Below are 12,688 nucleotides of genomic sequence, written 5' to 3'. Positions count from 1 at the left end.
ACGCCGGGGGCGCGCCCCGTTCCACCGGCTCCTTCACCGGCTTCGTCACCGGCTCCCTCAGTGGCGCAGACCGGGTGCGGCACGGCCCCGTAGCAGCGCCCGTTCGGCCTGGGTCAGCGGCGGCTCCTCCAGGGGCCGCAGCCGGGGTCCCAGCGCTGTGGCCAGCAGGGTCGTCGGTGCCATCAGCCGGTGCGGCGGCGCGCCCAGCGAGGTGACGTCCGTGAACCTCCGCATCACCAGAAAGGTCCCGGCCGCTGTCCGCAGCAGCCGGTCGGTGTAGCGGCCGGCCAGCCGGTCCAGGGGTCCGGGCGGCCCGCCGACCGCCCCCGGATAGAAGATGTCCAGACCGGTCGCCATCGACCACGCGGGGGAGACGGACCGGGCGATGTCGCGCTGCGCCCGGCGGGCCAGCCGGGGGCCGGTGATCCCCGAGGCCGACAGCCGTGCGCCCAGCGCCGCCGCGCCCTGGGCGGCGACGGCCATCCCGTGCCCGTACAGCGGGTTGAAGGTGGCGACCGCGTCGCCGAGGACCACGAACCGCTCCGGCCAGAGCCTGGACCGTTCGTAGAAGCGGCGCAGATTGCGGGTGCTGTGGTTGACCGTCACCGGGCCGACCGGCTCCAGGCCCGTGACCAGATCGGCGATGACGGGATGGCGCAGCCCCCGGAGGAAGGGCTCGAACTCCTCGGCCCGTCTGCTGGGTTCGGCGCCCCGGGTGCCGGAGGCCGTCACCAGCCACTGGCCGTCCTCGATCGGCAGCAGGCTGGCACTCTGCCCGGGGCCACCGGAACGGGCGTCGGGGGTGACACTGACGATGGGGAACCGTTCGGTCCCCCCGGGTGCCCGGAAGCGGCGGCTGGCATAGACCAGGCCCGCGTCCACCACCCGTTCCGGTATCGGGCCGATGCCCAGTTCCCGCAGCTGCCGGGGGGTACGGGAGCCCCGGCCGCTCGCGTCCACCACGAAGTCGGCGGTCAGCTCCTCCTCGGTGCCGTCGTCCCGGCGCACCACCACCCCGGTGACCCGGTGCGCGTCCCCCAGCAGCCCCACGGCCCTCCCGCACACCAGCCGGGGGGCGCCGGGGCCGGTCAGCACCCGGCGGCGCACCACCGCCTCCAGCAGGTCCCGGCTGCACGCGATCACATAGTGGGTGTCCCGCCCCCAGCGCCGCATCCACCCCTGGGAGCTGTACGCGAGGATGTCGGTGGGTACGGGTATCCGCCGGGCCCCCGCGGCCAGCCAGTCCCCGGTGATGCCGGGGAGGACGGTCTCCGCCGCCCGTGCCCCGCCGCTCCACATCAGATGGACATGGTTCGCCTGGGGCACCCCGCGCCGGGGTGCCGCGCCCTCGGGGAGCGTGTCGGGCTCCACCACCACGATCTCCTCGGCCGCTCCCCGCAGCGCGGCCACCGCCAGCAGGCCGGCCAACCCCCCGCCGACGACCACGGCCCGCGCTCGCGCGGCGGACGCAGGACACGTTCTGGCCTCTGTCATGGACGACTCTCCCGTTGCGTGCTGGACGTTCCGGCCTGTGCTGGTTGTACGGGCCTGTGCTGGGCGTTTGGGCGTTGGAGCCTGTGCTGGTTGGTAGGGGCCTGCGCTCGGTGTGTACGGGGACTGTGCTGGTTGTACGGGCGGGCACTCGGTGTACGGGCCTGTGCTGGGTCTCCGGGCCTACGGTGCGGAAAACCCCGGGCAAAGCGGGCGGTGAGGGACCAGGGTGCCCCGCGGGCCGTCCGGCGGTACGAGCCGGTGGGGCGGGCCGGTGGGCGCGGCGGGCGGTCCCGGGCCGCAGGTCACATACGGATCCCCGCCCTCTGGAGCAGGGACGGCCGGGCGCTCTCCCGCCCCCTGCCGAGCAGGGCGAGGGAGACCCGGACGAGATCGCGGGACTCGTCCCCCGTGCCCCGCTGGAGCATGCGCGACGCGGCGATCACCCGGCGGCCGGGGTCCGCCCGGAAGGCGGCGAGCGCGGCGACCACCATCGCCGCCTCGGCGCGGGCCCGCGCCTCCGGCTCGGACGCCCCGGCGGTCACCTCCCGTACCACCGACTCCGCGCGCACCGAGAGATCGAAGTAGGGGTTGAGGATGAGCAGGGCGTCATGGATGTCCCGCTCCCGCTGGAGCAGCCGGATCCCGGCGCCCGCCAGCGGGAGTGACCAACCCGGGGCGCCGCCCCCGTCGCCGGTCGAGACACCGTGCACCAGCCGCCACAGCGGCCCCAGACGGCGGAAGCGGAGCCAGTCCTGGAAGGGCCCGTCCAGCCGCTGCACCACCAGCGGCATCCCGATCCCGAAGGCGATGAAGAAGGAGGCCGCGGAGACCAGCGGACGGGCCGCGTCGGTACTGAGCGTGTCCCAGTCCCGCCCCGACCAACGCGCCCCGAGCGCGGCGAACTTGGCCACGTCGTAGAGGAGCGTCAGCAGATAGCCGTGGACCATCAGCAGCAGTCCGGCCCGCAGCACCCCGGTGACATCCCGCGACCACCGCCAGCACAGAAACGTCATCACCAGCGCGGAGACCGAGTGGGTCAGCAGATAGAGGACGATCATCTCGCGGATGAAGGGCGTACCGGCGTAGTAGGTGTCCAGGTCGCGCAGCCGCTCCTCGGGGGTCTCCCCGAGGGCGAAGAGCACCACCAGCGCCACGATGATCAGGCCGTAGGCGGCGACACAGCGGCGGGTGGCCCGGCGGATCTCCTCCGGGGTGCCGCCCCGCCAGTTGATCAGCAGGACGACACATGCCCCGCAGAACGCGGTGAGCAGGGAGTACACCAGCGGGGCCGCGGCGTTGGGCACACCGGTCAGCCGGTTGACCGTCTCGATCGAGGGGATCGCCCCGAAGAAGAACACCCCGGTGGCGGTCAGCAGCAGCACCGCGACGGCGCGCAGCATCGGGTCCCCGGGGTTGCGCAGCAGGGCGGGCAGCCGCAGCAGGAAGGCGGTGGTGCCGAGGGCCGCGGGGAGATAGAAGCCGAGGTCGGACATGTCAGCCCCGGGTGGCCGTGCGGTGTGGGGACGGCGGCAGGCCGCGGACGTGCCGGGCTGCCTCCCGCCCTGCCCGCTGTGCCCGCCCCGGCCGGTCCGGCTGATCGTGTGCTCGCCGGGCCTGCCGGGCTTGCCCTTCGAGGGCTCCCCGGGTGCCGTCCGGGGCGGGACGGTCCACCGGGACCCTGAGCGATCGACACCTGGTCAGCTGTCCGAACACCGTTGTCTCCCCGCAGCGTTCACTGCTCCGTCTCCGGCGCGCCGGCCGGCCCGTCCCGGGTGTACCGGACCCTCCGTCCCTCGGCGACAGCCGGTCCGTCCACCCGCACGACGGCCGTCGCGGTACCGCCCTCGCCCCCTTGTCGAACATTAGTACTTGCCCTCCCCGCCCGTCATCGCGGTCCACGACCCGGGTCCGCCGGTCGGCGGAGCCGGGAGCGGTCACCGGCGGGAGTCTCCCCGCGCCCGCCCCGCCCGCATCGCGCAGGGCTCCTTCACGCCCCGGCGCGCGCCACCCGCGCACACCACGGCACCCACGCGGGCCCACACGTCCCGGAGCCCGGAGCCCGGGGTCGTTCTCCGCCCCCGACCCCGACCCGGCCGCCTCGGTGCCCCTGACAACGGCCCCTGTTCGGCTCCGGGAGATCCGGGGGGAGATCCCGGATGGCCGGGGCGACGCCACCCGGCACCCTCGATGTATGACACCTCTGCCCCGCCGCTCCCTGCTCGCCGGTGCCGGTGCCACCGCCCTCGCGGTGGGCGCCGCGCATCCCGCCCTCGCCCGCCCGGCCGGTCCCCACCGTGCGACGGCGCCCCCGTCCCTCCCCTCCCGCTCCGGTCGACACCCCACCCGGTCGGTCCCGTTGCCGCCCCCGGACACCGACGCCCTGCACACCGCCCTCCGCGATCTCGGCCATCCGCCCTCCATCTGCGCACAGTTACGGGTCGACACCCCCGACACCCACTGGTACGGCGGCGCGGGCAGGACCCGTCCCGGCGGCGGGCGGGCCCCGCGTTCCGGCGACCGCTTCCGCGCGGGCAGTGTCACCAAGGCCTTTGTCGCCACCGTCGTCCTGAAGCTGTGGTCCCAGGGCCGGCTGGGGCTGGACGACCCGGTCGGGCGCCACCTCCCCGGGCTGCTCCCGCCCGCCTCCGCCCGGATCACGGTGGCCCAGCTCCTGGACCACACCAGCGGCCTCCCCGACCACCGGGGACTGCCCGATCTGAGCACCCCGGAGGCGGTGCTGCGCCACCGCTTCGACCGCTGGACCCCCCGGCGGCTCGTCGCCACCGTCGCCCACGGCGGCCCCGTCTTCGAGCCGGGCACCGCCCAGGAGTACCGGGGCATCCATTACGTCCTGCTCGCCCTGATCGTCGAGGCGGTCACCGGGCGCCCCTACGGCGAGGTGATCGACCGTGAGATCGCCCGCCCCCTGCGCCTGGGCTCCACCCTGACCCCGGGGAACGACCCCCGGATCCATGGCCCGCACCTCCGGGGCACCCTGCGCATGAGCGACGGAAGCCTGCGCGACATCACCGTCCGCGACCGCTCCAGCGCCTGGGGCGAGGGCGAGCTGATCTCCACCGTCGACGACCTCGCCCGCTTCCAGTACGCCCTGTTCTCCGGCGAGTTGCTGCCACCCCACGCACAGGAGCGCCTCTTCGCCCTGCCGCCCGGTGATGTCCGCATGGTCGGCGGCGGTCCCGCCCGCTACAGCACCGGACTCCAGTGGGTGGCGGTGAACGGGGTGACCTTCTGGGGCAAGACCGGGGACACCCCCGGCTATCGCACCCGGCTGTTCGCCACCTCTGACCTGCGGCTCCGCTTCGTTCTCTCCTACACCCCGACCCCCTTGCGGACGGAGGAACAACTGGTCCGGCGGATAGCCGCGATCCTCACCGGTGGGGCGGGCGGCCGGGGCCACGGGGAGAGGGGAAACAAATAGGCGATTGTCGGTCGCGCATGATAGTCACTACCTCCACGAGGGGGGTGATCAAAGGCCTCCCCGTTCGCACAGGGCAAGGGTGGGGGACATGACATCGCTCCGTGATTGGGGCTCCACGCTGGGCAAATGGACCGGCCGGCCCGTGGCACGGGTCCAGAAGGACTCCGGCGACCCCGAGGTGGGACGGATCCGGAAGGCAGCCCGGGCGGCGGAGTGGACCGCCGTACGGGAGATCCTCGAAGCGCGGCCCGAGAGCGAGGACCGGACCGAGCTGCTCTGGGCCGTCGCCGACACCGAGGAAGTGGAGCGGTGGATGCCCGGTGTCATCCGGGCGGAACCCGACGCCGCACTGCCCCGGATCGTGGCCGGATTCCGCTTCATCACCTGGGGATGGGAGGCCCGCACCGGCGCCTATGCGAAGGATGTCTCCCGCGAGCGGTTCGAGCTGTTCCACGCACGGCTGCGCTCGTCCGAGGAGTGGCTGTACGAGGCGGCCGAGCGCGAGCCCGGGTGGATCTCGCCCTGGTACGGCCTCCAGATCACGGCCCGTGCCCTCTCGGCCGGCCCGGTCGTCGCCCGGCGCCGGTTCGAGGCGACGGTCCGGCGCGCGCCGCACCATGTGGGCGCCCACCAGCAGTACTTGCAGCAGATCTGTGCCAAGTGGGGCGGCTCCCACGAGGAGATGCACACCTTCGCGCGCGACTCCGTCCTCGCCGCCCCCGGCGGCACCCGGCTGGGCTCCCTGGTCCCGACCGCCCATATCGAGCAGTGGCTCTCCCTCGACGAGGGCGAGGACACCGCCTATATGCGACGGCCCGAGGTGACCCGGTCCCTGCTGGAGGCCGCCGACCACTCCTACCGCCACCCGGACTTCGAGCGCCGGGGCTCCTGGCTCGGCGTGCTCAACACCTTCGCCATGGCCTTCTCCCTGGCCGGGGAGCGCGACGCCGCACGGGAGTGCTTCCGGGCCACCGAGGGCCGCGTCACCGAGTCCCCCTGGGACTATCTGAACGGCGCCAGCCCCGCCATGGCCTACCGGAAGCACCGTTCGGCCGCCGGGCGCTGACCCGGCCCCGCCGCCCCGGGCCGCCCGCACCGCCACCACCGGGACCTCCTCCCGGCCGGTCCCGCAACGCCCGCGCCCAGGGCCCAGGCCACCCCGGCCCCGCCCCTGACGGGCGCCCCGCCGGAGCCCCGTACCCCCGCGCCCCCCGTCCGCACCCGTCCGCGCCGCCCGCCGGTCCGGACCCGCCACCGAAAGACGCCACCAGGTGCCCCACTCCGAGACCTCCCACACCTTCCAGGTCGATCTGCGCGGCCTGGTCGACCTGCTCTCCCACCACCTCTACTCCAGCCCCCGCGTCTATCTGCGCGAACTGCTCCAGAACGCGGTGGACGCCATCACCGCCCGGCAGGCCCTGGACCCCGGCGCCCCCGGCGCCATCACCGTGCGCACCGGCGACACCCTCACCGTCACCGACTCCGGCATCGGTCTGACCGAGGCCGATGTCCACCGCTTCCTCGCCACCATCGGACGCAGCTCCAAGCGGAGCGCCTCGGGCACCCTGGACGGCGCCGGGCTCGACGTCGACCGGGGCGACTTCATCGGCCAGTTCGGCATCGGACTCCTCGCCTGCTTCGTCGTCGCCGACGAGATCACCGTGCTCAGCCGCTCCGCCGCCGACCCGTCGGCCCCCGCCGTCGAATGGCGCGGCCACAGCGACGGCCGCTACACCATCCGCACCCTCCCCGCCTCCGCCGTGCCCGAGCCCGGCACCACCGTCCGGCTCGTCCCGCGCGCCGACAACGCCGAGTGGACCACCCCCGAGCGGGTCCTCACCCTCGCCCGGCACTACGGCGGGCTGCTGCGCCACCAGGTCACCGTCGCCGGACCGCACGGCGAGACCCGGGTCAACGAGACACCCCCCTGGGAGCGCGCCCACCGCTCCCCGCTCGCCCGCCGTGAGGCACTCACCGCCCACTGCCGCGACCTCTTCGACTTCACCCCCCTCGACACCATCGAGCTGGACCTGCCCGCCGCCGGGCTGCGCGGGGTCGCCTATGTCCTGCCCACCCCCGTCAGCCCCGCCCAGCGCGCCGGCCACCGGGTCCACCTCAAGGGCATGCTCCTCACCGACCGGGCGCCCGAACTCCTCCCCGACTGGGCCTTCTTCGTGCGCTGCGTGGTCGACACCACCAGCCTCCGCCCGACCGCCTCCCGCGAGGCGCTCTACGAGGACGGCACCCTCTCCGCCGTACGGGACGCCCTCGGTGAGCGGATCCGCGACTGGCTCACCGGACTCGCCGCCAGCGACCCGGCGCTGCTGCACCGCTTCATCGACACCCACCACCTCGCCGTCAAGGCACTCGCCCGCTACGACGACGAACTGCTGCGGATCGTGCTGCCCTGGCTGCCGTTCGAGACCACCGACGGCCAGGTCACCCTGGAGGAGTTCGCCCGCGCCCACCCGACCGTCCTGGTCACCCGCAGCGTCGAGGAGTTCCGCCAGGTCGCCCCCATCGCCTCCGCCGCCGGACTCGGCGTCGTCAACGGCGGCTACACCTACGACCACGACCTGGTCCACCGGCTCCCCGAGATCCGCCCCGGCACCGCCGTCACCGATCTCGACCCGGCCACCGTCACCGCCCATCTCGACGCCGTGGACCCCGCCGCCGAACTGCGCGCGGCGGCCTTCCTCGCCATCGCCCGCGAGACCATCGGCGTCCACGACTGCGATGTCGTCCTGCGCGACTTCCAGCCCGTCACCGCCCCCGCGCTCCTCCTCGACAACCGGGAGGCGCGCCACGAGCGGACCAGGGCCGGCCTCGCCGCCGACAGCGACGGGCTCTGGGCCGACATCCTCGGCTCCCTGCGCCATGAGACCCCGCGCGCCCAGCTCGTCCTGAACCACCTGAATCCGCTGGTCCGCCAGGCACTCACGATCACCGAGCGCGGGCTGGCCGTCACCACCGCCGAAGCCCTCTACGGCCAGGCGCTGCTGCTCAGCCGCCGCCCCCTCAGGGCGACCGAGAGCGCCCTGCTCAACCGGGCCTTCATCGGCCTGCTCACCCACGCCATGCACCAGCCCGGCACGGCGGCACCCGGCTCCGAGCCCCGGAAGGAACTGTAGATGCTGGACACCCCCGAGGCCGTGTTCGAGGCGCTGCGCGAGAACAACGACCGTCCCCACGGCCTCCAGCGCACCGTGACCGCCGAGGAGCTGAGCGAGGCGGCCGAGGCCTTCGAGGAGCCCGATGTCCTCGTCACCGCCCTGCTGGAGCTGATGACGGCCTACGAGTTCACCGGCGAACACCGCAAGGCCCCCGTCGTCTTCGCCCGGCTCCTCAAGCTCTGGGACACCGCCCCCGGATCCTTCAGCCAGTGGGAGGCCCACCAGGTCTTCTGGCGCTTCAAGTGGGTGACCACCTCGCTGCTCCAGGTCCCCGAGGTGCCGCTGGCCACCGTCGAGGGCTGGATCGAGCGGATGGCCGACCGCTACCGGGCCGCCGACCACGGCATGCAGCCGGTGGCCGCCATGCGCTTCCACCTCGCCGCCCACACCGGCACCGGGGCCGCCGACGCCTTCGACCTGTGGGTCACCCGGCCCCGTACCGAACTGAGCGACTGCGAGGCCTGCGAGACCCGCCACCGCGCCTGGCACCAGGTGACGGCGGGCGACGACGCCACGGCCCTGGAGAGCTGGCGGCCCGTCCTCGACGGTGACTCGGGCTGCACCGAGGAGCCCCAGATGACCCAGGCCCGCGTCCTGCTGCCGCTGGTGCGCCAGGGCCGCGCCGACGAGGCCCGCTCCCACCATCTCACCGGCTACCGGCGGGTCCGGGGCAGCACCGGGATGCAGCACGAGGTCGGACTGCACCTGGAGTTCTGCGCCCTCACCCGCAACGAGGGCCGAGGGCTGGAGATCCTCGCCGAGAACCGCCCGCTCTTCGCCGCGACCGGCGCCCCGCTGGCCCGCCTCGGCTTCCTCACCGGTGCCGAGGTCCTGCTCGCCCGGCTGGTCGAGGAGGGCCACACCGACACCGCCGTCGCCGGGCCGCCCGGCCGTAACTGGACCGCGAGCGCGCTCCTCGCCCAGGTCCGCGCCGAGGCCGCCCCGCTCGCCGCCGCCTTCGACGCGCGCAACGGCACCACGGCCGTCGGCGACGCCCGCCGGCTGCGCCTCGGGCGCCGCCCGCTGCTGGACCAGCCGCTCCCGCTCGGACTGCGCAGCTCCGTCCTCCCCGCCACCGCCCCGGCCGGCTCCGCGCCCGCCACCACCGCGCCCGAGGCAGCCGGGGCCGGGGAGCCAGAGGACTTCGTCGCCCTGGTGCGCGAGGCACGGCGGCTGGAGGCGCTCGGCCACCCCCGCGCCCACCGGCTCTGGCCCCGGGTCGCCGAGCGCCTCGCCGACGGCACCGGCGTCCACGACGACCGGCTCGGCCCCGAGGACCTGCTGACGGCGCAGCTCGCCGAGGACCAGGCCTATCGGCTGGTACGGGAGGACCGCCATGCCGAGGGTGTCGCCGAGCTGACACGGGCCGCCGGGCTCTTCGCCGGGCTCGGGATGGAGTGGCACGCCCTCGCCGCCCGTGCCCGCGCCGTCGCCTGGGAGGTCGTCTCCGACCAGGACACGCCGGAGGGGACCGCCGCCGAGCAGGACACCGCCGTACCGCAGGACAGTGGCACCCCGGAGGAGACCCCCGCCCAGCAGGACACCGCCGCCGACCTGGGGATACGCGCCCGTGTCGACGAGATCCTGCGCGAGGCGGAGCGGCTGCGGACCGGAGCCCCGTTCCCGGACGGCGGCAGCTCCATCGAGGGGTCCGAAGGGTCCGAGGGATCCGAGGTGGTCGAGGAGCCCGACGGCGGGGCCGCGCGTGCCCGGGAGTATCTCGTCGTGCTCAACACCTGCGCCTTTGTCGCCTACCAGGAGGTGGCGCGGCAGCTCCCCGAGCCCGCCGACGACGCCCTGGAGCGCTTCGAGGAGTTCACCCGGACGCTCCGCGCCGAGGCGGAGCGCCTCTCCGTGCCCCACCAGGCGGCGAGCGCATGCCAGCTGGTGGCCGATATCGCGGGCCGGCGCGGCGACGTCGCCCGCGCCGAGACCGAGCTGCGCGATGCCCTGGAGCGGGTGGAGGCCTCCGGGCGGCCCTGGCGCGGCTCCCGGCCGCGCGCCCTCCTCGCCCAGCTGCTGATCGCCAAGGGAGAGCCGGCGGCGGCGGTGGAGCTGCTGCACCGGGCCCTCGCCGACACGGCCCGCCACGACGACACGGAGTTCGCGCTGGCGCCGACGTACGCCCTGCTCGGGCATGCCGCCCTGCATCTGGAGGACCACGGTTCCGCCGTGCGCCATCTCTCGGAGGCGGCGGCCCGCTTCGACCGGGACGGGGAGCACGGCGACGCCCTGGACGCCCGGCTCCAGCTCGCCGACGCGCTGTCCCGCTCCGGGCAGCGGGCCGACGCCGTCGCCGTTCTGGAGTCCCTGCTCTCCGACGGCCCGGACCCGCGCTCCGGGGCGGGTTCCACCGCCGCCTCGCTCGATGTCCGGCAGCTCGCCCAGATCCGGCTGAACCTGGCGCGCGGGCTCCGTGCGCTGGACGAGCACCGGGCCGCCGCCGAGGAGTTCCTGCGGCTCGCGGATCTGGTCGCCGAGTGGGAGTACAACCGGGTGATCCACACCCTGGTGGCGGCGGACGCGGCCGTCGAGCTGGCGACGACCGACCACTGGAAGGCGGCCCACACCGCCTACGACCGGGCGGTCGCCTCGCACGCCGAGCACCCCGCGCCGTCCGCGATCACCAACATGATGTGCGAGTTCGCCCGGCTGATCATGGTGGACGCCGGTGACGACGAGGTGGCGGAGGCCCTGGAGCATCTGGCGCGGGCCGAGGCCGTCGTGGCCGCCGTCCCCGAGGACGCGGCGGACGCGGAGGACACGGCGGGCGCGGAGGACACGGAGGACTTTGTGTCCTGGTACGAGAAGGGCATGGTGCACTACCGCCGGGCCCGGGTCCTCGCCCAGGCCGAACGCTTCCCGGAGGCCCTCGTCGAGGCCGAGGCCGCCATCGCCGCCCAGGAGGAGGGCGGGGAGGAGGGTGAGGTGCCCCGCGCCGAAGCGGTCCGGATCGCCGCCCTGATCGAGGCGAAGGGCCTGGGCCGCTATCTGGACGCCGCCACCCGGCTGACGGCGGCGGCCGGCCGTTGCCGGAAGGCGGGGCACACCGAGGCGGCGGACATCCTGGACAACCTGCGCCGGGAGTACGAGGGCCGGCGCGAGGACTGAGTCACCGCCCCGGTGCCCCGCACCCCCGCCGCTGCCCCTGCCTCCGGTGACACGGAGACGGGGGCAGGGGTGCGGGGCGGGGAAATCACAGGGGAAGCACCGGCCGGGTGGAGAGGTCGTCCAGGAGATCCCCACCGGCCGGGCCGCGCAGGAACTCCGCCAGATCGGGGCCGCGATGGGCGGTGGCGAGCGGCAGCCACCCCAGCAGTGCGCCATAGCCCCCGCAGACCGACTCACCGCCGTCCCCGCCGTGCACCGAGCCCGGGTCGCTGGACAGCTCCATCCGATAGGTGTCGTACGCGATCCGCAGCCCGAAGGCGCCCGGCCGGTGCTGCGGCCCGTCCCCGTCGTCATAGGGGACACGGTCGAGGGGGCAGGTGTCGCCCCAGCGGAAGAGTGTCTCCGCCCCGGCCCCGCAGGCGTGCTCCCACTCGTCGGCGCCGGGCATCCGCAGCCCCTCGGCCGCGAGGACGGCGGGGATGTCGGAGATGGCGCGGATGTCGTGGGGTCCCTCCCCCAGCTCCTCGTCCTCGACCGCCATCAGCACCGTGGGCAGGGTGACCTCCCGGCGGGGGCTCAGCACCCGGGCGAGATGGGCCCGCAGATCGGGGCCGTGGCCGAACCCCTGCTCCAGACTCGCGGCATAGTCGGCGCTCTGCCCCGGCGTCGGCCGCCAGCGCTCGGGATCGAAACCGAGGGTCACCGTGCCGCCGGGTATCAGGGCGAACTCCCGCTCCGCCCGCTCGACCCGCACCCGGTGCAGCGGGGCGCCCAGATGCTCCACGGTCTCCACCCGGACCACCCGGCCCCCGACCCGGTCCGCCACCTCCTGGGCGAAACGCTGTGCTGCGGGCAACTCCAGGGAGCGCCACCGGTCGAGGGTGAGTTCGGCGAGAGACATGGCCGCAGTCTTCCACCCGGGTCGGACAGCGGTCCGGGCCCGCCCCCGCCCGCCCAGCGCCATCGGACCCGCCGGTCGCTCATGAGTCGCAGCATGCGGTGGTCAGAGTCGGTCATGGCCGGTCATGCCTGGTCAGCGGCGTGGTCACGAAGTCTTCATTGCATAAAAGTGCGGCACTGCGTATAGTCATGCCCTCTAGAAGGAGGGTCCCATGTCGGTGCGGGTGGCGGTGGCGGGTGCGAGTGGCTATGCGGGTGGGGAGGTCGTGCGGCTGTTGCTGGGGCATCCCGGGGTGGTGGTGGGTGCTCTGACCGCGCATGGGCAGGTGGGCCGTGCGGTGGGTGGGGTGCATCCTCATCTGGTGCCGGTGGCGGAGCGGGTGTTCGAGGAGACGTCGGCGGAGGTGCTGGCGGGTCATGACGTGGTGTTCCTGGCGTTGCCTCATGGTGCTTCGGCGGCTGTGGCGGAGCAGCTGGGGTCGGATGTGCTGGTGATCGATCTGGGTGCGGATTTCCGGTTGCGGGACGCGGGGGCGTGGGAGCGGTTCTACGGGTCGGCTCATGCGGGGGT

At 74.4% G+C, this 12,688-nt stretch carries 7 protein-coding genes and 1 pseudogene; 5 read left to right on the top strand and 3 right to left on the bottom strand.

Annotation, left to right across the window (positions count from 1 at the left end; translation table 11 throughout):
- Positions 1-57: 57 nt before the first annotated feature.
- Both ABT354_RS28515 and ABT354_RS28510 read right to left on the bottom strand, forming a co-directional pair.
- Positions 58-1,494, bottom strand: coding sequence for an FAD-dependent monooxygenase (locus ABT354_RS28515; protein ID WP_351498930.1), 1,437 nt, complete (start codon positions 1,492-1,494; stop codon positions 58-60).
- Between the two features lie 302 nt (positions 1,495-1,796).
- Positions 1,797-2,987 carry an MAB_1171c family putative transporter gene (locus ABT354_RS28510; protein ID WP_351498928.1) on the bottom strand — a complete coding sequence of 397 codons (1,191 nt, stop codon included), beginning with the start codon at positions 2,985-2,987 and terminating at the stop codon, positions 1,797-1,799.
- Between the two features lie 698 nt (positions 2,988-3,685).
- On the opposite strand from ABT354_RS28510, the gene ABT354_RS28505 reads away from it, so the two are divergent.
- From ABT354_RS28505 to ABT354_RS28490, 4 genes are all read left to right on the top strand, one after another.
- Positions 3,686-4,933, top strand: coding sequence for a serine hydrolase domain-containing protein (locus ABT354_RS28505; RefSeq protein ID WP_351498926.1), 1,248 nt, complete (start codon positions 3,686-3,688; stop codon positions 4,931-4,933).
- Between the two features lie 88 nt (positions 4,934-5,021).
- Positions 5,022-5,999 (top strand): hypothetical protein, encoded by a 978-nt coding sequence (locus ABT354_RS28500; protein ID WP_351498924.1) that lies wholly within the window; start codon positions 5,022-5,024, stop codon positions 5,997-5,999.
- Between the two features lie 205 nt (positions 6,000-6,204).
- Entirely contained in the window at positions 6,205-8,064 is a 1,860-nt protein-coding gene (locus ABT354_RS28495) for an HSP90 family protein (RefSeq protein ID WP_351498922.1), read from the top strand.
- Positions 8,065-11,217 (top strand): tetratricopeptide repeat protein, encoded by a 3,153-nt coding sequence (locus ABT354_RS28490; RefSeq protein WP_351498920.1) that lies wholly within the window; start codon positions 8,065-8,067, stop codon positions 11,215-11,217.
- Positions 11,218-11,302: 85 nt separating this feature from the next.
- Here the strand turns inward: ABT354_RS28490 and ABT354_RS28485 are convergent, their stop codons facing one another.
- Positions 11,303-12,118 (bottom strand): hypothetical protein, encoded by an 816-nt coding sequence (locus tag ABT354_RS28485; protein WP_351498918.1) that lies wholly within the window; start codon positions 12,116-12,118, stop codon positions 11,303-11,305.
- Positions 12,119-12,329: 211 nt separating this feature from the next.
- On the opposite strand from ABT354_RS28485, the pseudogene ABT354_RS28480 reads away from it, so the two are divergent.
- Positions 12,330-12,688, top strand: a pseudogene (locus ABT354_RS28480) (N-acetyl-gamma-glutamyl-phosphate reductase); the annotation flags it as partial.

It is taken from the genome of Streptomyces sp. NPDC000594, from assembly GCF_040299965.1.
Taxonomy (GTDB): Bacteria; Actinomycetota; Actinomycetes; order Streptomycetales; family Streptomycetaceae; genus Streptomyces.
This window is presented reverse-complemented; position numbering and strand designations above follow the sequence as displayed.

What these genes read in the sequence shown, in the direction of transcription:
- ABT354_RS28505 (WP_351498926.1), top strand. Translation starts at nt 3,686, where the DNA reads ATGACACCTCTGCCCCGCCGCTCCCTGCTCGCCGGTGCCGGTGCCACC.
- ABT354_RS28510 (WP_351498928.1), bottom strand. Translation starts at nt 2,987, where the DNA reads ATGTCCGACCTCGGCTTCTATCTCCCCGCGGCCCTCGGCACCACCGCC.
- ABT354_RS28485 (WP_351498918.1), bottom strand. Translation starts at nt 12,118, where the DNA reads ATGTCTCTCGCCGAACTCACCCTCGACCGGTGGCGCTCCCTGGAGTTG.
- ABT354_RS28500 (WP_351498924.1), top strand. Translation starts at nt 5,022, where the DNA reads ATGACATCGCTCCGTGATTGGGGCTCCACGCTGGGCAAATGGACCGGC.
- ABT354_RS28515 (WP_351498930.1), bottom strand. Translation starts at nt 1,494, where the DNA reads ATGACAGAGGCCAGAACGTGTCCTGCGTCCGCCGCGCGAGCGCGGGCC.
- ABT354_RS28490 (WP_351498920.1), top strand. Translation starts at nt 8,065, where the DNA reads ATGCTGGACACCCCCGAGGCCGTGTTCGAGGCGCTGCGCGAGAACAAC.